Source organism: Sorangium sp. So ce394, assembly GCF_051474665.1.
Lineage (GTDB): Bacteria > Myxococcota_A > Polyangia > Polyangiales > Polyangiaceae > Sorangium > Sorangium cellulosum_D.
The window spans coordinates 12,921,455-12,940,773 of sequence record NZ_CP150339.1; the positions used below are offsets into that span (position 1 = coordinate 12,921,455).

Genomic DNA, 19,319 nt, shown 5'->3' on the forward strand with positions numbered 1-19,319 from the left:
GAACCGCTTAGGATGACCACCGCCGTCCGCACCAGCTCCCTCCCCGCTCGCAAGGACGTTCTGGCTCTCCCGTCGTGGAAGCTGGTGTTGCCACGAGGCGGCTACGTCTCCTCGATGGAGGCGTTCACCACGGCGATGGGCCTCCCGGGGTTCTCGCTGCTCGACCTCGGCACGCTGGCCGGCGGCAAGGACGCGCACCGCCTCCTCGGGCTGCGGTACCTGATCGCCAACGGCGAGGTGTGGAGAGAGCACTTCGGCTGGCAGCGCGCGCTGGAGGCGGCGCTGCGCCGGGAGCTCCTCGGCGACGAGCGGGTGAAGGAGCTGCTGTCGGCGGCGGAGGGCCTCTTGTCCCGGATCCGGGAGGCGCGCGCGTCGATCACGCCCGAGGACCGCGCCGGGTTCGCCCGGTACCTGGAGGGCGGGCTGCTCCGGGCGCTGAAGCGCCGCGACTTCGAGGAGGAGCGCTTCCTCAAGTTCCTGATCCTGGAGCAGGACGAGCCCTCGCTGCGCGATCAGGCGGCGGAGCTCCTGCGCTCCCGGGCCGGAGAGCTCCAGCGGGACGACGCGCAGGCGCTGGATCTGCTCTACGCCGCCGTGCACCGGCTGGACAGCTACCCCGCCACGACGGTGAGCGCGGGCCAGCTCAAGTACGTCCTCGTGGCGGACAAGGGGGAGATGGGCGTGCGGGCGACGCGCGAGGCGATCGCGCTCGGCAAGGTCCCCGTGGTCCTCTACAGCCTGAAGGACGACGAGAACGCGCTGCAGGTGCGGATCGCGCGCGAGGGCGGCGGGTTCGCGGTGGGCCTCGAGGGGAGCTTCCGCGAGAGCTACGCGAACTATGTCCAGATCGCGGACAAGGTGAGGGCCGAGTTCGAGCGGCGCTTCGGGGACGACTGGGAAGAGGAGCTCTCGCGCGCGGGCCTCTACCCCGGGTACGGCCCGCTCGCGGAGAACGCCGCGGCGATACGGCACTTCCGCCAGAAGAACATCGTCTTCATCGGTCCGATGCAGGACGTCGTGGAGAACGCCGGCGACAAGCGGAAATTCCGCCTGATGGCCCAGGCGTTCGACGCGACGGCGGTGACGCCGGGCCTCGTCATCGACAGCGACGATCCCGACGAGATCCAGCGGACCATCGTGGAGACGCACGCCGCCGGGCGCTTCACCTTCCCGGGGCGCCTCAAGGCCGCGAACGGCGGCGGGGGGCGCGGGCAGGCGGTCATCCCGACCGCGGAGCAGGTGCCCCAGGCCATCCAGAAGGTCCTCGGCGAGATCAAGGCGTACAACTGGCAGCCGGGCGTGATGTTCGAGCAGAACATCCCGGAGACGATCCACCTGGAGGTGCAGGTGCTGCGGGATCGCTACGGCAACACGCGGCACTTCGGCATGCGCGACTGCAGCGAGCAGCGCGCCAGCCAGAAGATCCAGGAAGAGGCGCCGCCGGCCCTGCTCCGGCGGTACCCCGGCCTCGAGGAGCGGATCTGCGGGCTCGCCGTGCAGATCGCGGAGCGGGTCGGCTACGTGGGCGCGGGGACCGTGGAGCTGATGTTCAAGGACGGGAAGTTCTACTTCCTGGAGATGAACACGCGCATCCAGGTGGAGCACCCCGTCAGCGAGGAGAGCTACGCCATCAAGCGGAAGCGGAGCCGCGTCCCCGTGAACCTCGTCGCGTGGCAGATGCGCATCGCGGACGGGCAGGCCATCGACTTCGAGCAAGAGCAGGTGGTGCAGACGCACTGCAGCCGCGAGTTCCGCATCAACGCGGAGAGCTGGAATCCGGATCTCAGGGACTCGCGAGACGGCGGGAAGGGGCTGTTCCTGCCGAACGCCGGCATCTTCGACCGCATCGTGCTCCCCGACGCCGGCGCGATCCGCGAGGCGCTCGAGGACAAGGGCCTCACCGACCTGAAGATCCGGTTCGACTGCGGCTTCGAGGCCGGGGACGTCCTGGTCAACAAGGACCCCACGTTCGGCAAGCTCATCGTGTCGGTGAGCAGCAAGGACCCGGACAAGGCCTATGAGCTCTTGCGGCTCGCGTCCCTCGAGGTGCTGAAGAAGATGAAGATCGAGGGGCGGCAGGTGCGCCCCGATGGGACGCCGATCGCGGGCTCGCCGTTCAAGACGAACCTCCAGGATCACGTGCGGATCCTGAGGCTGCCGCTGTTCAAGCGCCATTCGAGCTTCGACGATCGAGGCCGCCACGTGAACTGGGTCGTGGCCGCGTTCCGCGAAGAGGCGTAGCCCGGGGAGGTCGCCGCGATCGGGCGGCGGGCGGCGTCGCGAGGAGATGGCGGCCAGTCCGATCCGGAAGCGCCGAAGCACCCAGCCGGTGGACCGCCGTGCGCGGTGGGGCCCCGGAGGCTCGGCGCGAGACACGACGCGACGAAAGCGCTGGCAGCGAAATATTACGAGCGCGCGCCGTCGCCCTCGTTCGAGGGCGGCGCCGCGGTGGTGTCGTCCGGCAACCGCGGCCTGGGTGAGGCGGTCGCGGTCGACAAGATAGAGGCAATTCAGACCGCAACGGGGTATGTGGCCAAGTACCCCGATGGCCGGTGCGAGGATGCCCAGCGGATCATCTCCGGCGCGGCCGCGGTCGCAGCGGGAGGGCCTCCGCCGCCTGTCCCCGGCGCGCGCCCCGCGCCGGGATCCGCGCGCGCGCGCCCTCGTCGCGCTCGCCCTCGTGCTGGGCTCCGCCGCCCCCGCCGCGGCGGCCGAGCCGCGGGCGTTCGTGGCGAGCAGCGGCTCGGCCCCTGCGCCGAGCGCGCCGCAGCTGCCCGCCGCGGCTGCGCCCATCGAGGTGCGCGTCGCGCTGTCGCGCGGCGCGGCGGAGGAGGTCTCGAGCGTCCGCGTGCGGCGCCTGCTCGAGATCGAGCTCCCGGACGGCGCGGCGCTCGCCGCCGAGCCGGTCGGCCCGCTCGGCGACCGCGTGGCGAACGTGTGGGTCGACCGGCCCACCGCCGCCCGCCTCGAGATCCAGGTGCGCCTCGACGGCCGCGCGGTCGTGCGGCGGCAGATCGCCGTCTCCGGCCTCACCTCGGACGTCGCCGCGCGCCTCGTCGCGATCGCCGCCTCCGAGATGATCCTCACCGAGATGCGCCGCGCGCGCGCCCCGCGGCGGCCGCCGCCGCCGCGGCGCCCCACCCCGGACGAGGTCGAGCTCGCCTCGCGCGATCTCGACGCGCTGTCCGTCTCGGCCGGACCTTACGCGGCGGTCGTCTCGGGCGGGCCGCACGTGCTCGGCGGCGCCGGCCTGACGCTCGGCCTGCGGCGCCTGCGGCTCACCGAGTCGCTGTTCGCCCGCCTGCTGGCCACCCCGTCCGGCGGCGAGACGCTGCGCTGGCTCGAGGGCGGCTTCTCGGGCGACTACCGGTTCTGGCTCGCCGCCTCGTGGCGCCTGTCGATCGGCGCCGCCGCCTCGGTCGCCTCGGTCCGGCTGCCGGCCGCCGCTTCCGTCGACGGCATCGCGGGCGAGCGCGACACCTGGTCCGCCCGCGCCGGCCTCGGGCTCGGCGTGGAGACCCGGCTGGGCGGCCCCCTGTGGCTCGGGCTCACGCTGGACCCCGGGGTGGTGCTTCGGCCGGCGCCGTACGAGGCTGAAGGCGGCGCCGCGGGCGCCGTCGAGGGGGTCTGGCTGGGGGTCGGCCTGTCGCTCGCCACGGAGCGGCGCTCCTCGCCGCCGCGGTGAGCAGAGGGGCGCGCTCCCCCGCGGCGGTGAGGAGAGGGGCGCGGCGCCGCGGCGGCGAGAGCGGCAGGCGCTCCGCCCCGCGGCGGTGAGGAGAGATGCGCGCCTCGCCGCCGCGGCGCCGCGCCGCCTGCGGGCGCGGATCCGCGGTATCGTGCTCGTCGATGGATGACGAGATCCTCGAGCAGCTGCGCGAGCGCTACGCGTCAGGGAACCTGATCGTCTTCGCCGGCGCGGGCGTGTCGGCCGCGGCGGGCATGCCGACCTGGAAGCAGCTCGCCGAGCGGCTGCGCGACCGCGCGCGGAGGAAGGGCGCCGACCCCGCGGTGGTCGACGAGATCCAGCAGTACATCGCCTCGAACCAGCTCATCAACGCGCTCTCCGCCGCGAAGCTCGCGCTCGGGCCGCAGGACTTCAACTGGACCGTCGACAAGGAGCTCGACGACACCGGCCGCGAGGTGCCCGAGGTCGCGCAGGCGATCGCCGCGCTCAAGCCGAGGCTCAAGGCGGTGCTCACCACCAACATCGATCGCTTCCTGGAGCGCGCGTTCCAGGGCGAGTGGCGCATGGTCGACCGGCCGACGGCCGACATCGCCATGGACAGGCGCTTCATCCTGAAGCTGCACGGCACGCTGCGCGCGTGGGACACCTGGGTGTTCTCGCGCGACCAGTACGACCGGGCGATCTTCGGCTCGCCGCTCCTGCAGGACGCGTTCGGAGCCCTCTACCGCACGCACTCCATCCTGTTCGTGGGCTTCGGCCTCGCCGACGACAACATCGACCAGACGCTCGCCCGCGTGCGCGCCCTCGCGGGCGGCCAGCCGCCCATGCATTTCGCGCTGCTCCCGAAGGGCGTGCCCCCGTTCCGCCGCCGGCTGCTCGAGGAGTCGGGCATCCGGCTCATCGTCTACGAGAACCAGGCCGGCGATCACGCCGAGGTCGCGCAGCTCCTCCTCGGCCTGGAGCCGGCCGCCGCGCCGGCGCAGCCGCCGCCGCCGCCGCGCGTCGCGACGCCCGCGCCGGCGCCGCAGCCGGCGTCGAGCGCGCACCCGACCGCGGTCCCGCCGGCGAACACGCACCCCGCCAAGGCGCGGCCGGTGCGCGTCTTCTTCTCCTACGCGTCGCGCGACGAGGAGCTGCTCGCGCGCCTCGAGGCGCACATGAGCCCGCTCAAGCGCGAGGGGCTGATCGCGCCGTGGCACAGCGGGAAGATCGGCGCGGGCGAGGACCTGGAGCGCGCGATCGGCGAGCAGCTCGAGGCGGCCGATCTGATCCTGCTCCTCGTGAGCGCGAGCTACCTCGCGTCCGAGCAGGGCGACGCGCAGGTGGCGCGCGCCATGGAGCGGCGCGCCGCCGGGCAGGCCGCGGTCGTGCCGATCCTGCTCCGCCCCTGCGACTGGGAGACGACGCGCTTCGCCGAGCTCCAGGCGGTGCCGCGGGACAAGAAGCCCGTGAGCAAGTGGTCGGACGAGGATGAGGCGTTCCTCCAGGTAGCGCGGGAGATCCGCGCGGTGGTGACGAAGCTGCGCGCCTCGCTCCGGTGAGCCGGGCGCCCTCGCCCGGGCGGCGGCTCCGCCGCGGAGCGCGCGTATTCCGCACTCTTCCGCCTCCTCGCCTCGTGAGGGATCGCCGCGGCGCGCGCCCGGGCGAGGCGGGCCGGGCGGCCTCGCCAGCCCGGGCTCTCGGGGTTTTCTCGGGCTCTTCTGGGCCTCTGGCCTTGCCGCGCTGCGGCCCGCGGCGGGCGCGGACGCACGCCGCGACGCGCATGCGGCTTGCTTGGCCCACGGGGCGGACCACGCGAACGAGCGGAGAGGTGGCCATCGTGAGCCCATTGCACAGAGAGCGGATGGTGACGGCGCGCGAGAGCAGCCAGCCCGAGGCGCGGATCGCGGACGAGGAGCCTCCGCCGGAGTCGCGCCGGCAACCGGCCGTCTACACGGCGTGCGGCGGACCTACCGGAGAGCCCTGGCCGGAGCGCTCGCCCGTGCTCACGCCGGAGGAGGCGCGCGAGCTGTCCGAGCGCTGGAGCGCGATCCAGGCGGGCTTCATCGAGGCGCCGCGCCTGTCGGTCGAGCAGGCCGACGCGCTCCTGGCCGAGGTGATCCAGCGGGTCGCGCAGAGCTTCCGCGAGGAGCGCGGCGAGCTGCAACGCCTGATCGACGGAGCGCCCGGGCAGCCGGAGGCGTCGACGGAGGAGCTCCGGCTCGCCCTGCGCAGGTACAGGTCGCTGCTCGGGCGGCTGCTCGCGTTCTAGCGCTCTTGCGTCCCAGCGCCGCGCGGCCCCGGACGCCCCGCCCGCGAGGGCGTGCGACCGGGGCGTGCGCGCCGCGCGACGTCGACGAGCGGCGCCCTGTAGCGGGGGCTCATCGCTTCTGGCATGGTCGCCGCCATGCTCGTCCGCAGTGCTCTCCCCTCGGTTCGACGCGGCCCGCAGCGCGACGCAGGCCGCCTGCGCGGCGCCGCGCTCCGTCGCCGCGCGCCGGCGCTGCTCGGCGCCGCGCTCGCGCTGCTGCTCGGGTGCTCCGGCGCCACGCAGGCCCCCGCCGCGCGGCCGGCGCGCGTCGTCAAGACGCCGCCCGCGCAGCCGAAGGCGCCGGAGGGGCCGCCGCTCTTGCCGGCCCAGGTGGTCGCGGAGCTCGAGGACGAGGACGCGACGCCCTACTTCGCCCGGCGCGGCGACGAGGCGCTCCTGCTCTACGCGGCGGGCGGCAGGTGGAGGACCCGCGTCATCGGCGCGGACGGCGCGCCGCGGGGGGACGTCGTCGACGCCGGGCCTGCCGCCGCCGACGTGCCCGTCGCCGCGCTCCGCGCCGGGCCGCAGGGCTACATCGCCGCGTGGATCGAGCAGATCGGCGGGAGCCGCGCGGTGCGCGCGCTCGCGCTCGACCCGGCCGGCAAGCCGGTCGCCCCGGCGAGCGCGGTCGCGCAGACGGCCGAGGAGATCACGTGGCTCGACGTGCTCCCGAACGCGAAGGGGGCGCTCGTGCTGTGGGAGATGCCGCGCGAGGACCGCGTGGACGTGGTGATGACCGTCCTCGCGCAGGACAAGGGCGCCGCGATCAAGCCGACGGCGCCCGCGTCGGTCGCGCGCGGGGTGCTCGGGTGGAACGCGGTCGCCACCGAGCGCGGCGCGGCGGTCGCCCTCGTGCTCCCGCCGGCCGCGCCGCCGCCCAGGGCCCAGGGCAAGGCCGCGCGCAAGGCGGACGCGGACGACGTCGCCGAGACCGCGAAGCTCGGCTCCGTCTCGCTCCTGGAGATCGACGCGGCCGGGAAGGTCTCGGCGCCGGTGGCCGTCAGCCCCGAGCCGACCGCGCAGATCGATCTCGAGATCGCCGAGGTCGGCGGGCGCTACCTGCTCAGCTGGACCGACGAGCGGGACATCGACAGCGCCGTGTACCTCGCGGCGGCCGAGCCGGGCGGCAAGGTGGTCGTCGCGCCGCGGCAGGCGACGCCGCCGTCCGGCGAGCAGGCGCTCGTGTCGCTCGTCGCGCCGCCCGCCGGGGCGGGCGGGCGGGCGCTGCTCGCGTGGGAGGACGTCTTGCGCCCCCGCGGCGGCGACGGCGGCGCGGAGGTCGGCGGGGCGGGGCGCCTCATCCACCTGGCGTCGGTCGGACCGGACGGCGCGCTGGGCGTGGAGCGGGCGGCGCTCGTCTTCAGCGCGAGCGGGCCGCCGGACCTCACGGCCGACGGCGATGGCTTCGCCGCGGTGACGCTCGCGCCGGCGACGCTCAAGGCCGCCCGCGACCCGGCGGCCGCGCCGCCGATCTGGCCGACGTTCGTGCGCTTCGGCCCGGATCTCTCGGTGCGGGCGGCGGAGCCGGTGCGCGCCGCGCCGTTCGCGGCGACGGGCGGCGTGCCGTACCTCGTGCGCGGGCTGAGCTGCCACAAGGGCGCGTGCGTGACGCTGGCGAGCGCGGCGGCCGGGGCCGGCGCGCAGCAGGGCGGCGCGCAGCAGGGCGGCGCGCAGCAGGGCGGCGCCGCCAAGGCGGCGGGCGCGGCGGGCGCGGTGGGCGCGCGGGCGCCGCTCGCGCTCGTGTCGCTGCCGGTGCGGGAGAGCGCGTGGCGCGCGCCCGCGTTCCGGGAGGACCGGGATCCGCCGCCGCGCGCGACCGCGGTGCGCGCGCTCGCCGAGGGCGACCCGCTCGCCAAGGTGGCGGCCGCCGAGCTCGACGGCGGCGCGGCGCTCGCGGCGTGGGTCACGTACTTCGTGGAGGGGGCGTCGGACGGCGCGCCCCGCGGGCAGGACCTGTCGGCGACGCTGGCGGTGCGCGCCGTGTCGCCCGGCGGCCTCGGCAAGCTGAACGTCCTCTCGCAGAAGGCGTCGTCGCTCGGCGGCGTCGCCATCGCGACGGCGCCGCCGGCGCCGGCCGATCCGAAGGGCAAGGGCGGCGCGGCGCAGGCCGAGAGCGTGATCGCGTGGGTCGCGCGCGAGCGGGGCGAGACGCAGGTCTACGTGACCAAGGTCGACGCGACCGGCGCGAAGATCGCGCAGAAGAAGCTCACCACGGCCCCGCGGAAGAAGCAGGGCGGCGCCGCGAGCGAGGCGTCCGACGTGGCGATCGCCTACGACGGCGCGGGCGGCTTCATCGTCGCGTGGGTCGACACGCGCGACGGCAACGCCGAGGTGTACGCGGCGCGGGTGGACCGCGCGCTGAACCGGACGGCGCCGGACCGGCGCATCACGAACGCGCCGCTCGACGCGGCCGAGGTGCAGATCGCGGTGCGCGGCCAGGAGGCGTGGCTCGTCTGGTCGGACGCGCGGCCGGCGGGCGACGCGGCCGGCGCGGCGGGCGGCGAGGCGACCGGCGACGTGTTCTTCGCGCGGCTCGACGCGAAGACGCTGCAGCGGATCGGCGACGAGGCGCGGCTCCACGCGTCGTCCGAGCACTCGCGCAGCCCGGTGCTCGCGCCGCACGAGGGCGGGGTCCTCGTCGGCTGGGTCGACGAGCCTGCAGGCGACGGCGCGGCGGCCGGCGGGGGCGCGGCGGCCGGCGGCGGGGGCGCGGCCGGCGGGGCGGGCGGGCGCGCGCGGCTGGTGCGGCTCGACAACGGCGGCGCGATGCAGGGCCCGCCGGTGACGATCGAGGGTCCGGACGGCGCCTCGGTGTCGTCGATCGCGCTCGCGTGCGACAAGGCCTGCCGCGGCGTGCTCGCGTCGGCGCCGGGGGACTCGGTGGCGCTGAGCGCCTTCACGCTGGCGCCCGGCGAGGCGGCGGCGCCGCCCCTGAAGCCGCTGGCGTGGCTGACGGGCAGCGCGTCGCGGGACGTGTCGCCGGCGCTCGCGGGGCGGTCCGGCGCGTCGCTGTTCTTTGCGGACGACGCGGTGAGCGGCTCGGGGCGCGTCCGGTGGATGACGATCGCGTGGCCGTGAGCGGCGCGGGCCGGGCTCGCCCGGGGCGCGCCGCGCCGGCGCGCGCGGGCGCGCTCCTCCTGGGGGCGCTGGCCTCGGCGCTCGGCTGCCCCGGGCCGCCGGAGGTGCCGGCGCCGCCGTCGCGCCGGCCTGGCGCGGCGGTCCTGCCGGCCTGCAAGGGCGGCGGCTGCTCGCAGGCGGGGGCGCTGCTCGAGGCCGCGCGGGCGTTCAGCGACGTGCGGCACGACTACCTGCTCGACACCTCGAGCGCGATGGTGCCGGGCCGCGGGCTGTCGCGGAGCGCGGCGGGGGCGTTCTCGCCGGTCGGCGTCGCCTGCGCCCAGCCAAAGGCGGCGGCGACGCCTGCGCCGGCGGTCGCGGGCGCGACGTCGGCGCCGGGCGCGACGGCGGCGCCGGGCGCGACGTCGGCGCCGGGCGCGACGGCGGCGCCGGGCGCCACGGCCTCCGCGGCGGCGCAGGGCGGGCCGGCGCCTGGCGAGGGCGAGCGCGCGATCGACTTCCGCTACGTGGGCATCGCCGTCGACTCGGTCCTCGTGGGGGCCGACGTCGATCTGCCGGCGTACTTCAGCGCCGGCGGGACGCTCGACAAGCGCCGGCTGCGGCTGGTCGCGATGGCGCTGGTCGCGGACGAGGACCCGCAGTTCTTCGAGCCGACCGAGAGCGTCGTGCCGGCGCCGGGCGGCGGCTGCGCTTGCGGCCGCGCGACGCACTTCATCGGGGCGGTGAAGCGCGGCGCGATGGTCGCCTACGAGACGGACGTGACCGCCGGCGAGGCGCACGGCACGGCGATCGGCCTGTTCAAGGCCCGGATCGAGGCGGGGGACCGCCGCGTCACGATGACCTCGGTGGGGGAGCTGGCCATCGAGGGCGTCGAGGGCGCGCCGGTGGCGGGCGCGAAGGGCGGCGGGCAGGCGTTCGGCGCGCTGCGCCTCGAGGTGAAGAAGGCGGTGCCGCTGGCGTACGCGATCTACCCGGTGGCGGACGTGTGCCGTTTCTCGCTCGCCGAGCCGGAGATCACGCCGCAGCCGGTCGATCTCGGCGTGGTGCCGTACGGCGCCACCGGGACGGCGCAGGCGCTCCTCACGAACCGCGCGCAGGTCGACATCCGGGTGACGCACGGCGAGCGCACGGTCGAGGTGCCCGCGCACGGGAGCGCGGAGCTCACGTTCTCATGGGCGCCGGAGGGCGCGACGGCCGGCTGCGAGCGGCAGACGCGGCGCGACACGTTCGTCGTGCAGCCCAAGGACGCGGCCTCCCCGGTGGTGCCGCGCGAGCGCGCGGTCGTGGTGCCGCTCCAGGTCACGACGGGGATGCCGACCTTCTCGAAGCACGAGCCGATCGCGACCGAGACCGGGCGGTCGCCGGACTACGGGCGGGCGAGCGTCGACTGGACGTGCCCGGCCGGGTACGTCGTGGACCAGTGCGAGCCGCAGCTGTCGAGCTGCCTGTCGTCGACGGGGAGCTGCAACGCGGAAGGCTACCGGCTGACGGCCGAGGCGACCGCGGACGGACGCGGGTGCGCGTTCCGGTGCACGGGGCCGAGCTCTTCGATCTGGGGCGACCACGGGTGCGCCTACACGGCGGCGATGGTGTGCCGGCTGGGGTGCAAGTAGGGGCGGGAACCGAGCGGCGCTGGTTCCTCAGGTGCGCCGGGCTCGGCCGGGTGTCGTGGAGGACGTAGCGGGAAGTGCCTGGGGCTTCACCGGAGGTGGTGGAGGACGTCGCGGAAGTGCTTGGTGGGACGAGCTCGCGCCGGCCGAGCCATCGACTCGGGGCACGCCGGTGGCCTCGCGCCCTCTATCGTCACCAGAGCCGGCGAATGCCATACTGATCGAAGACCGTCTCGTTCGTAACCAGCGGGACATCGAGCGATAGCGCCTGCGCGATGAGCATGCGGTCGAAAGGGTCCTTGTGTGGCCCCGGTAAGCTTCCGGCGCGCTGCCCATCTGAGACCGAGATGCTGAGAGGTGTGAACCCCTGCCTTTTCAAGCACTCCAGCACATCTGCAGCGACATCGAGAGCTCCGGGGAGCTTTCCGATCCTCGCTTTCGTGGCGATTTCCCAGGCGCTTGCCGCGCTCACCAAGACTTCATTGTTTTCATCGGCGAGAAAGGCCCGCGCCGGGAGTGAAAGGCGTTCGTCGCCGTCGAGCCACCAGAGCAGCGCGTGAGTATCCAGCAGGGCGCGCACCTCACTGCCCCCACGCAGCGAGCTCATCGTCTGGTAACGGCTCGAAGAAGGCCGCGTCAACCTTCGCACGACCGCGCATGCTGCCGAACACGCGCGCCGGCGCAGGGACGTTTACTGGGACGAGGCGAACCACCGGCTCGCTGCCACGAGAGATCACGATCTCCTCGCCGGCGCACGCTTCCTCGATGAGGCGCGAGAGGTGGGTCTTGGCGGTATGAATGGTGACTTGCTTCACCCGGGATCCCCTTGAGCTCGGTCGGCGGAGCGAGTGTGGACTAAGATGTTAGTCCATGTCGATGCGCGGGGCAATCCCTGCGCTCATTTCGCGAAGAGCGCCCGACCAGGACCGGGCCGGCCACGGCGTCCGGGAAGTCCCTGGGGCTCCGCCGGAGGTGGCGGAGGACGTCGCGGGAAGTGCCCGGGGCTTGGCCGGAGGTGGTGGAGGACGTCGCGGGAAGTGCCCGAGGCTTGGCCGGAGGTGGTGGAGGACGTCGCGGGAAGTGCCCGAGGCTTGGCCGGAGGTGGTCGAGGGCGTCGCGGGAAGTGCCCGGGGCTTGGCCGGAGGTGGTGGAGGACGTCGCGGGAAGCGCCCGGGGCTTGGCCGGAGGTGGTAGATGAGCGTTCCGGGGAGGCTGCGCTGCTGCGGGCCGTGCTCAGAACATCAGGAGGACACGCATGTCGTCGACATCCACGCCGCGCAGATTCGGTCGCGCCACGGCCGCCATCCTCTTCATCGGGCTGGCTTCGTGCCGGCCCGGAGGCACCAAGGCGTGCACGGAAGCCGCTTGCAGCGACTACCTCGAAATCCAGTTCGAGCCCGAGCTCGTCGCGACCGGTCGCTATCATTTCATGATCGATGTGGACGGCGTGACGCGGCGCTGCTCTGCATCCCTGCCCGGCCCCGGCCAGCAGGAGTTCATGGCCGAGTGCAGCATCCGTCAGGGGAAGGGCTCCTCCCTGGCGGGCGTCACGGTCTACGGTGTGCGATCGAAGGTGGTCGCTCTCCGCGTGGCGCGTGACCAGGCGGTCATCCTGGATACCCGCGTGGCGCCGTTCTATGACGTCGAGCGACCCAACGGTCCGGATTGCCCGCCCGAGTGCTCGGTAGCTCGTGTCACGGCGCAGATCAAAGAGCCGGCTCCGGGAGTCCAGCGATGACAGGAGCGGGCAACCGGCGGGCTCACGGCCGCGGCCGCCGCCATGCTCGGCTGCGCTGAAGCCGCAGGCTCCCGCGTCGACGACGTACCCGCGTCACCTGGCGTGTCGCTGTGGCAAACTGCCTCGCTGTCGCGGCCCGCGCGGCATGGCCTGTGGCCGGCAAGTGCTATAATTACCGCCATCCATGCTCGACAAGCTCGACATCGCCCGGGCCCTCCGCGAGGTCGCCATGCTCCTCCAGATCAAGGGAGAGAACCCCTACCGCGCGCGCGCCTACGAGACCGGCGCCGAGGCCCTGGAGGAGCTCACGGACGACCTCGGCGAGCTCATCCAGCACAAGCGCCTGACCGAGCTCAGGGGCATCGGCGCGGCGCTCGCAAGCCAGATCGCCGAGCTCTACAAGACCGGGCGCTCCGAGCAGCTCGAGAAGCTCCGCGCCGAGCTGCCGCCCGGCGTCCTCGAGCTCTCCCAGGTGCCGGGGATGAGCCTCAAGCGGATCAAGGCGCTCCACGACGCGCTCGGCGTCGGCAGCGTCGAGGAGCTCAAGAGGGCCTGTCTCACCGGGAAGGTCCGCGCCGTGAAGGGCTTCGGCGCGAAGACCGAGGCGAGCCTGCTCGAGGGGATCTACCGCTACGAGACGCGCGACGAGCGCGTCCTCCTCGTGGACGCGCTCGAGCTCGCCGAGCCGCTCCTCGCCCACGTGCGCGGGTGCGAGGCCACCGAGCAAGCCGACCTCGCGGGGGCGATCCGGCGCTGGGAAGAGACGGTCGCCGACGTCGACGTCGTGGCCGCGACCGACGACGCCGCGCAGGTGGTCGACTGGTTCGCCCGGTTCCCGCGCGTCGCCGAGGTCGAGGCGCGCGACGACGCGCGGTGCACGGTGAGGTTCTCGGGCGGCCTCCGGGGCGAGCTCCTCTGCGTGCCGCCCCGGTACTACGCCGCCGCGCTCCACCACAGGACCGGAGCGCCCGCGTACCTCTCGGCGCTCGGCGCGCTCGCGCGCGAGCTCGGGCTCACCCTCGACGAGCGAGGCCTCCTCCGGGGCAACAAACGCCTCTCCGCGAAGACGGAGGAAGATCTCTACCGGCACCTCGGCCTCCCGTACATCGCGCCCGAGCTCCGCGAGGGCGCCGAGGACATCGTCGCTGCCGCCGCGCGCGACGGCCGCGACGACGCGCTCATCGAGGAGGGCGATATCCAGGGGATGGTGCACTGCCACACGGTGTATTCGGACGGCAAGAACACGGTCGAGGAGATGGCGCTGGAGGCCGAGGCGATGGGGATGAAATACCTCACCATCACCGATCACTCGCCCGCCGCCCACTACGCGGGCGGCGTCGGCCTCGACCGGCTCAAGCAGCAATGGGACGAGATCGCCCGCGTGCAGGAGCGCGTGCGCGTGAAGCTCCTCCGGGGCACCGAGTCCGATATCCTGGAGTCGGGCAAGCTCGATTATCCGGACGCGATCCTCGAGCAGTTCGACGTGATCATCGCGAGCATCCACTCGCGCATGAAGATGGACGCCGACCAGATGACGCGCAGGCTGGTGAGCGCCATGAAGCAGCCGGTCTTCAAGATCTGGGGGCACGCGCTCGGCCGGCTCATCCAGCGGCGCGAGCCGTTCGCGTGCCACGTCGAGGAGGTGCTCGACGCCGTGGCCGAGTCGAGGGCCGCCGTCGAGGTGAACGGAGATCCGTACCGCCTCGACATGGAGCCTCGGTGGATCAAGGAGGCGCGCAAGCGCGGTATCCGCTTCGTGATCTCGACGGACGCCCACTCGACGAACGCGCTCCACAACCTGCGCTTCGGCGTGGGGACCGCGCGGCGAGGCGGCCTCCGCCGGGACGAGGTGCTGAACGCGCTCGGCCCCGCCGCGTTCAAGAAGGCCGTGCGGCCCGCCGCCTGACGCGCGCGGCACGGCCGGCCTCGGGTCCGAGCGCGACTCCCCGTGCCGACGCCGCGGACGACGCCCGGGACGCGCTCCACCGCTCCCTGGGAGCGGTCGAGGCATAAGGAGTACCATTTACTTTGTCGCGCCGCGGGCCGCGCGCGCCACAAAGGACAATCCATCATAGCGGACCTTTGTCCGTTTTCCCAGGCTGTCCGCGTTGACGCGCGCGTCATCGCCACCTGCGCGCCGAGCACCTCGACAGACGGTGCGCGCCGTGTGACCGTTGAGCGGTCATGACGCCGATGCCGATCCCTCCGCCCGCCGAGAACATCGTCTCTCTCATCGGCCGCACCCCGATGATCCAGGTCACTCAGCTCGACACCGGCCCGTGCGAGCTCTTTCTCAAGATGGAGAGCCAGAACCCCGGCGGCAGCATCAAGGATCGCATCGGCCTGTCGATGATCGAGGCGGCCGAGCGCGCCGGGCAGCTCGGCGGCGATCGGCGGCACCTGGTCGAGGCGACGGCGGGCAACACGGGCCTCGGCCTCGCGCTCGTCGCGGCGCGGAAGGGCTACCGGCTGACGCTCGTCATCCCCGACAAGATGAGCCAGGAGAAGGTCTTTCACCTGAAGGCGCTCGGCGCGCAGGTGGTGATGACGCGCTCCGACGTCGAGAAGGGCCACCCGAGCTATTACCAGGACCTCGCGGCCCGCATCGCGCGCGAGGAGGGCGCGTTCTACGTGAACCAGTTCGAGAACCCCGCCAACGCGCTCGCGCACGAGACCGGGACCGGCCCGGAGATCGACGCGCAGCTCGATCGCCGCATCGACGCGATGGTGTGCGGCGTCGGCTCCGGCGGCACCATGACCGGGCTCTCGCGCTACTTCGCGGCGGCGCAGCCGCGCTGCGAGATGGTGCTCGCCGACCCGGAGGGCTCGGTGCTCGCGGGCTACGTCAAGACCGGCAACCTCGGCAAGGCGGGCTCCTGGCTCGTCGAGGGCATCGGCGAGGACTTCCTCCCCCCGATCCTCGACCTCTCCCGGGTCAAGCACGCGTACACCATCTCCGACCGAGAGAGCCTGGAGACGGCCCGGCTGCTCCTCTCCAAAACGGGCATCCTCGCCGGCTCGTCGTCGGGGACGCTCCTCGCGGCCGCGCTGCGCTACTGCCGCGAACAGTCGTCGCCCAAGCGCGTCTGCACGCTCGTGTGCGACAGCGGCAACAAGTACCTGTCGAAGATGTACAACGATTTCTGGATGGCCGATCAGGGCTTCACGGACCGTGAGCCCACAGGCGACCTGCGCGACGTGATCACGCGCCGCCACGCCGACAGGGCCGTGGTCACGGTGCAGCGGACGGACGCGCTCCTGGTCGCCTATGCGCGGATGAAGCTCTACGACGTGTCGCAGCTCCCGGTCCTGGAGGACGGCAAGATCGTCGGCCTGGTGGACGAGTCGGACCTCCTCCTCGCGGCCGTCGACGACGTGTCGCGCTTCCGGCAGCCTGTGGAGACGGCGATGACGACGCGGCTCCGGACGGTCGACGTGCGGACGCCGATCCGGGATCTCCTCCCGATGTTCGACGCGGGGCTCGTGCCCATCGTGACCGACGGCGACGAGTTCGTCGGGCTCGTCACCCGCATCGATCTGCTCAATCACCTGCGACGCCGGGTGAAGCTGCACGAGGTCTGAGCCGGGCGAGGGCGCGCCGGTGCGCCTTGTGGCGAGGGCTGGCTCGTGGTGACATGCGCGCCATGCACAAGGCGCACGGAACGGGCGTGGTCGGCTTCCTTCAAGCGGGTGCCAGGGGGGCGGCGGCGTACGCGCTGGGCCCCGCGGCGCTCGCCCTGTCGGCGTGCGCGTCGGCCGCGGGGTCGCCGCCCGCCGCGGCGCCGCCGCCCGCGGCGCACGCGGGCGGGGAAGCGCCGTCGTCCGCGGCGCCGGCCGCGCCCGCGGCGCTCGACGTCGCCACGGCGCGGGTGGTCGACCTGACGCACCCGATCACGCCGCAGATGCCGCTGTTCCCCGGCAACAAGCCCTATGCGTCGGAGACGCTCAGCACCGTCGAGAAGGATGCGTATTACTCCAGCCGGTTCTCGATGGACGAGCACGCGGGCACGCACGTGGACGCGCCGGCGCACTTCAAGGCCGGGGCGCCGACCGTCGAGCAGATCGCGCCGGAGCAGCTCGTCGGGCCGGCGGCGGTCGTGGACGTGACGGCGAAGGTCGCGGCGAGCCCCGACCATCAGGTCACCGTGGACGATCTCCGGGGCTGGGAGGCGCGGCACGGGGCGCTCGGCGCGAAGCACATCGTGCTGATCCGGACCGGGTGGGGGGCGCGCTGGTCCGATCCGGTGAAGTACCTGAACCAGGACGCGAAGGGCGTGATGCACTTTCCCGGGGTCTCCGTGGAGGCGAGCCGCTATCTGCGCGAGCGCGGCGTGCGGTGCGTGGGTATCGACACGCTGTCGACCGATCCGGGGCCGAGCCAGACGTTCGAGCAGCACAAGGCCTTCCTCGGCGCGGGCGGCTACCACATCGAGAACCTCGCCAACCTGGAGCAGCTCCCCGAGGCCGGGGCGGTCGTGGTGGTCGCGCCGCTGCCGCTCGCGCACGGCAGCGGGGCGCCGGCCCGGGTGCTGGCGCTGGTGCCGCCCGGGTCCGGGGGCCAGGGGAAGTAGGCGGAGATCGAGGGCGCGAGCCGCTCTGTCGACGGGGGGCCTTGAGGCGCGCTAAGGCAGGAAGACGGTGATCACCCGCGTGGTCGAGTCCGGGCTGCCGGTGAGGTTGTTGACGCAGCTCGGGTAGTACATTCCGCGCATGTTGAGCTGCTGGCAGTAGCTGTCGCACGTCCCGCGGATGCTCACCATCCCGCATGGCTGCGCGGCTCCGCTGGCGTCGAGGTGACCCGCGGCGCACTCTCGGGCCAGCGACCGCGCGTGGTCACGGTTGGCCGCGTTGTAGCAAGCATTCAGGTACGGAGTGGGGGCGAAGAGATTGCCCCAGAACGCGCCTTCCATTCGCGTGTAGCTCGCGAGCTCGGGGGAGTCGGTCTTGTCGATGGCCGGGTGGCTGGCCCTCGAGGAGATCGTCACGGAGAGGCCGTACCAGTTCGTCCGCGACGCGAGGCACGCCGAGATCCACTGCTGGTCGGTCTGGCCGAGCGGCTTGTCGATCCAGCTCGGCACGAGGCCGATGAGCCCCCAGTACACCTCATGACGGACCGTGCCCGCGCCGTCGGTCCACGAGAAGCGGAACGACTGCGCGGGGGTGAGCGCACAACCGACCACATAGCTGAGGAGCTGGCGCGACAGGTCGCCCGCTGCGCCCGGATCCCGGATCGCGCTCAGGGCCGCTGGGCTGAGGGCGCCGGGGCTGAGGGCGCTCAGGCTCAACGCGTTGGGGTTGAGCGCGTTGGGGTTGAGCGCATTGGGGTTGAGCGCGTTGGGGTTCATCGCATTGAGGTACTCAAGCGCATTAGGGGCAATTCCTACAGGCCCCTCCTCCTCTCCCTGGTCCGTGACGCAGGACACGAGAAACACGAGCGCCATCGCTGCGAAATCAGCGGTGCTGATCCGGTACATAGTCGTTCCCCCCCCCGGGTTCGTCCCTTCGCGGTCTCGTCGAAGGTCGATTTCTTTCTACCGGTGAATAACCATCGGTGTCCAGTGCTCAAGAGAGCGTCTGTGTAAAATTGTTGAATCGATGATCGCGAGTCTGCTCTGTCCGGAGCGTGGAGGGCGAGCGCAAGTCTGTGTGTCGCGCCGAGCGCCGCCGCTCATCGCGCTTCGTATCGAATCGAACGAAGGGCGATTGATGATCGAAACCTCACAATGAATGAAGGCCTGACAGAACGAGGGCGAGCGGCTTGTGTGCCGCTGACATGCGCTGTGCGACGGCGTGCGCGCCTGACCGGGTCGGCAGCGGCGCGCGATGGCAAGATTCCGACGGGAGGGCGGGACGGGAAACGATGGGGCGCAGGGATCGGTCGCGAGGACGCGCCGGGCGCCTCGCGCCCAGCTCCCCCCCGTGCGGCTCGCGGGAGAGCGAGCGCGACGGGGCCTCGGCGCGCTCGTTGCTCGGCGGCCGCCGAGCCATGTCGACGAGCACCGGAGAGACCCAGGAATATGACGTGATCATCGTCGGCGGAGGGCCGGCCGGCCTCAGCGCGGCGCTCATCCTGGGCCGGTGCCGCAGGCGCGTCCTCGTGTGCGACTCGGGGCGGTACCGAAACGACGCAGCGGTCGCGATGCACGGCTTCCTGTCGCGCGACGGCATCGCGCCGTCCGAGCTCAGGCGGCTGGGGCGCGAGCAGCTCGAGCCCTACGGCGTCGAGATCCGGGACGTGGCCGTCGCCGACGTCCGCCGCGACGCGAAGCGGTTCGAGGTGACGCTGGAGGGCGGCGAGCGCCTGCGCTCCCGCAAGCTGCTGCTCGCCACGGGGCTCGTCGACCGGCTGCCGGATCTCCCGGGCCTTCCCGCCATGTACGGAACGAGCGTGCACCACTGCCCCTACTGCGATGGCTGGGAAGCGCGCGAACAGCCGATAGGCGTCTATGGACAGGGCTGCACGGGGGTCGCGCTGGCCCTGAACATGAAGACGTGGAGCGATGATGTGATCCTGTTCACGGATGGTCCAGCGTCGCTGTCCAGGTCCGACGTGGCACGGCTCGCGCGGCACGGGATCGGCGTGCGCGAGGAGCGGATCGCCCGGCTCGAGGGCAGGGACGGGGTGCTCGAGCGCGTCGTGCTCGAGGACGGCAGCGCCGTGGAGCGGCGCTCCCTCTTCCTGAAGACGAAGCAGGAGCAGGGGTCGGAGCTGGCCAGGAAGCTCCGCTGCAAGGTCACCGAGGAGCGCGGCGTGGAGACGGCGGCCAAGCACGAGGAGACGACGTGCGAAGGCGTCTTCGTCGCCGGGGACGCGTCGAAGGACGTGCTGCTCGCCATCATGGCCGCCGCCGAGGGCGCCGACGCGGCGTTCGGGGTCAACTGCGCCCTGCAGGAGGAGGATCTCCTCTGATCGGCAGC

At 73.2% G+C, this 19,319-nt stretch carries 14 protein-coding genes; 11 read left to right on the top strand and 3 right to left on the bottom strand.

The genetic code is table 11. The features are described 5' to 3' along the window. Nucleotides 1-12: 12 nt before the first annotated feature. From WMF33_RS47730 to WMF33_RS47755, 6 genes are all read left to right on the top strand, one after another. The gene (locus WMF33_RS47730; RefSeq protein WP_437334789.1) at nt 13-2,241 is read left to right on the top strand and encodes a biotin carboxylase N-terminal domain-containing protein; all 2,229 of its coding nucleotides are present in this window, start codon (nt 13-15) and stop codon (nt 2,239-2,241) included. 319 nt (nt 2,242-2,560) lie between these two features. Beyond that, the gene (locus WMF33_RS47735; RefSeq protein WP_437334790.1) at nt 2,561-3,685 is read left to right on the top strand and encodes a hypothetical protein; all 1,125 of its coding nucleotides are present in this window, start codon (nt 2,561-2,563) and stop codon (nt 3,683-3,685) included. Nucleotides 3,686-3,846: 161 nt separating this feature from the next. Then, nucleotides 3,847-5,226, top strand: a complete 1,380-nt coding sequence (locus tag WMF33_RS47740) for an SIR2 family protein (RefSeq protein WP_437334791.1) — start codon at nt 3,847-3,849, stop codon at nt 5,224-5,226. Between the two features lie 278 nt (nt 5,227-5,504). Then, nucleotides 5,505-5,936: a hypothetical protein gene (locus WMF33_RS47745; protein ID WP_437334792.1), complete on the top strand. Its 432-nt coding sequence runs from the start codon at nt 5,505-5,507 to the stop codon at nt 5,934-5,936. 135 nt (nt 5,937-6,071) lie between these two features. Further along, the gene (locus WMF33_RS47750) at nt 6,072-9,053 is read left to right on the top strand and encodes a hypothetical protein (RefSeq protein ID WP_437334793.1); all 2,982 of its coding nucleotides are present in this window, start codon (nt 6,072-6,074) and stop codon (nt 9,051-9,053) included. Then, the gene (locus tag WMF33_RS47755) at nt 9,029-10,666 is read left to right on the top strand and encodes a hypothetical protein (protein WP_437334794.1); all 1,638 of its coding nucleotides are present in this window, start codon (nt 9,029-9,031) and stop codon (nt 10,664-10,666) included. Before WMF33_RS47750 ends, WMF33_RS47755 begins: the two co-directional genes overlap by 25 nt. A 190-nt stretch (nt 10,667-10,856) precedes the next feature. Here the strand turns inward: WMF33_RS47755 and WMF33_RS47760 are convergent, their stop codons facing one another. Further along, nucleotides 10,857-11,243, bottom strand: coding sequence for a type II toxin-antitoxin system VapC family toxin (locus tag WMF33_RS47760; RefSeq protein WP_437334795.1), 387 nt, complete (start codon nt 11,241-11,243; stop codon nt 10,857-10,859). Between the two features lies 1 nt (nt 11,244). Then, nucleotides 11,245-11,478 (bottom strand): type II toxin-antitoxin system Phd/YefM family antitoxin, encoded by a 234-nt coding sequence (locus tag WMF33_RS47765; RefSeq protein ID WP_437334796.1) that lies wholly within the window; start codon nt 11,476-11,478, stop codon nt 11,245-11,247. A 440-nt stretch (nt 11,479-11,918) separates the two neighbouring features. Between WMF33_RS47765 and WMF33_RS47770 the strand changes: the two genes are divergently transcribed. The 4 genes from WMF33_RS47770 (at nt 11,919) to WMF33_RS47785 (ending at nt 16,972) form a co-directional block, all read left to right on the top strand. Beyond that, the gene (locus WMF33_RS47770; RefSeq protein WP_437334797.1) at nt 11,919-12,401 is read left to right on the top strand and encodes a hypothetical protein; all 483 of its coding nucleotides are present in this window, start codon (nt 11,919-11,921) and stop codon (nt 12,399-12,401) included. A 184-nt stretch (nt 12,402-12,585) separates the two neighbouring features. Continuing rightward, nucleotides 12,586-14,307 carry a helix-hairpin-helix domain-containing protein gene (locus WMF33_RS47775; RefSeq protein WP_437334798.1) on the top strand — a complete coding sequence of 574 codons (1,722 nt, stop codon included), beginning with the start codon at nt 12,586-12,588 and terminating at the stop codon, nt 14,305-14,307. 278 nt (nt 14,308-14,585) lie between these two features. Then, complete coding sequence (locus WMF33_RS47780) at nt 14,586-15,983, top strand: pyridoxal-phosphate dependent enzyme (protein WP_437316758.1); 1,398 nt, start codon at nt 14,586-14,588, stop codon at nt 15,981-15,983. Between the two features lie 62 nt (nt 15,984-16,045). Then, nucleotides 16,046-16,972 (top strand): cyclase family protein, encoded by a 927-nt coding sequence (locus tag WMF33_RS47785; RefSeq protein WP_437334799.1) that lies wholly within the window; start codon nt 16,046-16,048, stop codon nt 16,970-16,972. 51 nt (nt 16,973-17,023) lie between these two features. On the opposite strand, the gene WMF33_RS47790 is transcribed toward WMF33_RS47785, so the two are convergent. Further along, complete coding sequence (locus WMF33_RS47790; protein ID WP_437334800.1) at nt 17,024-17,746, bottom strand: hypothetical protein; 723 nt, start codon at nt 17,744-17,746, stop codon at nt 17,024-17,026. A 641-nt stretch (nt 17,747-18,387) separates the two neighbouring features. On the opposite strand from WMF33_RS47790, the gene WMF33_RS47795 reads away from it, so the two are divergent. Further along, nucleotides 18,388-19,311 carry an NAD(P)/FAD-dependent oxidoreductase gene (locus WMF33_RS47795; RefSeq protein ID WP_437334801.1) on the top strand — a complete coding sequence of 308 codons (924 nt, stop codon included), beginning with the start codon at nt 18,388-18,390 and terminating at the stop codon, nt 19,309-19,311. Nucleotides 19,312-19,319: the final 8 nt, after the last annotated feature.

What these genes read in the sequence shown, in the direction of transcription:
- WMF33_RS47730 (WP_437334789.1), top strand. Translation starts at nt 13, where the DNA reads ATGACCACCGCCGTCCGCACCAGCTCCCTCCCCGCTCGCAAGGACGTT.
- WMF33_RS47735 (WP_437334790.1), top strand. Translation starts at nt 2,561, where the DNA reads ATGCCCAGCGGATCATCTCCGGCGCGGCCGCGGTCGCAGCGGGAGGGC.
- WMF33_RS47740 (WP_437334791.1), top strand. Translation starts at nt 3,847, where the DNA reads ATGGATGACGAGATCCTCGAGCAGCTGCGCGAGCGCTACGCGTCAGGG.
- WMF33_RS47750 (WP_437334793.1), top strand. Translation starts at nt 6,072, where the DNA reads ATGCTCGTCCGCAGTGCTCTCCCCTCGGTTCGACGCGGCCCGCAGCGC.
- WMF33_RS47770 (WP_437334797.1), top strand. Translation starts at nt 11,919, where the DNA reads ATGTCGTCGACATCCACGCCGCGCAGATTCGGTCGCGCCACGGCCGCC.
- WMF33_RS47775 (WP_437334798.1), top strand. Translation starts at nt 12,586, where the DNA reads ATGCTCGACAAGCTCGACATCGCCCGGGCCCTCCGCGAGGTCGCCATG.
- WMF33_RS47780 (WP_437316758.1), top strand. Translation starts at nt 14,586, where the DNA reads ATGACGCCGATGCCGATCCCTCCGCCCGCCGAGAACATCGTCTCTCTC.
- WMF33_RS47785 (WP_437334799.1), top strand. Translation starts at nt 16,046, where the DNA reads ATGCACAAGGCGCACGGAACGGGCGTGGTCGGCTTCCTTCAAGCGGGT.
- WMF33_RS47790 (WP_437334800.1), bottom strand. Translation starts at nt 17,746, where the DNA reads ATGAACCCCAACGCGCTCAACCCCAATGCGCTCAACCCCAACGCGCTC.
- WMF33_RS47795 (WP_437334801.1), top strand. Translation starts at nt 18,388, where the DNA reads ATGTCGACGAGCACCGGAGAGACCCAGGAATATGACGTGATCATCGTC.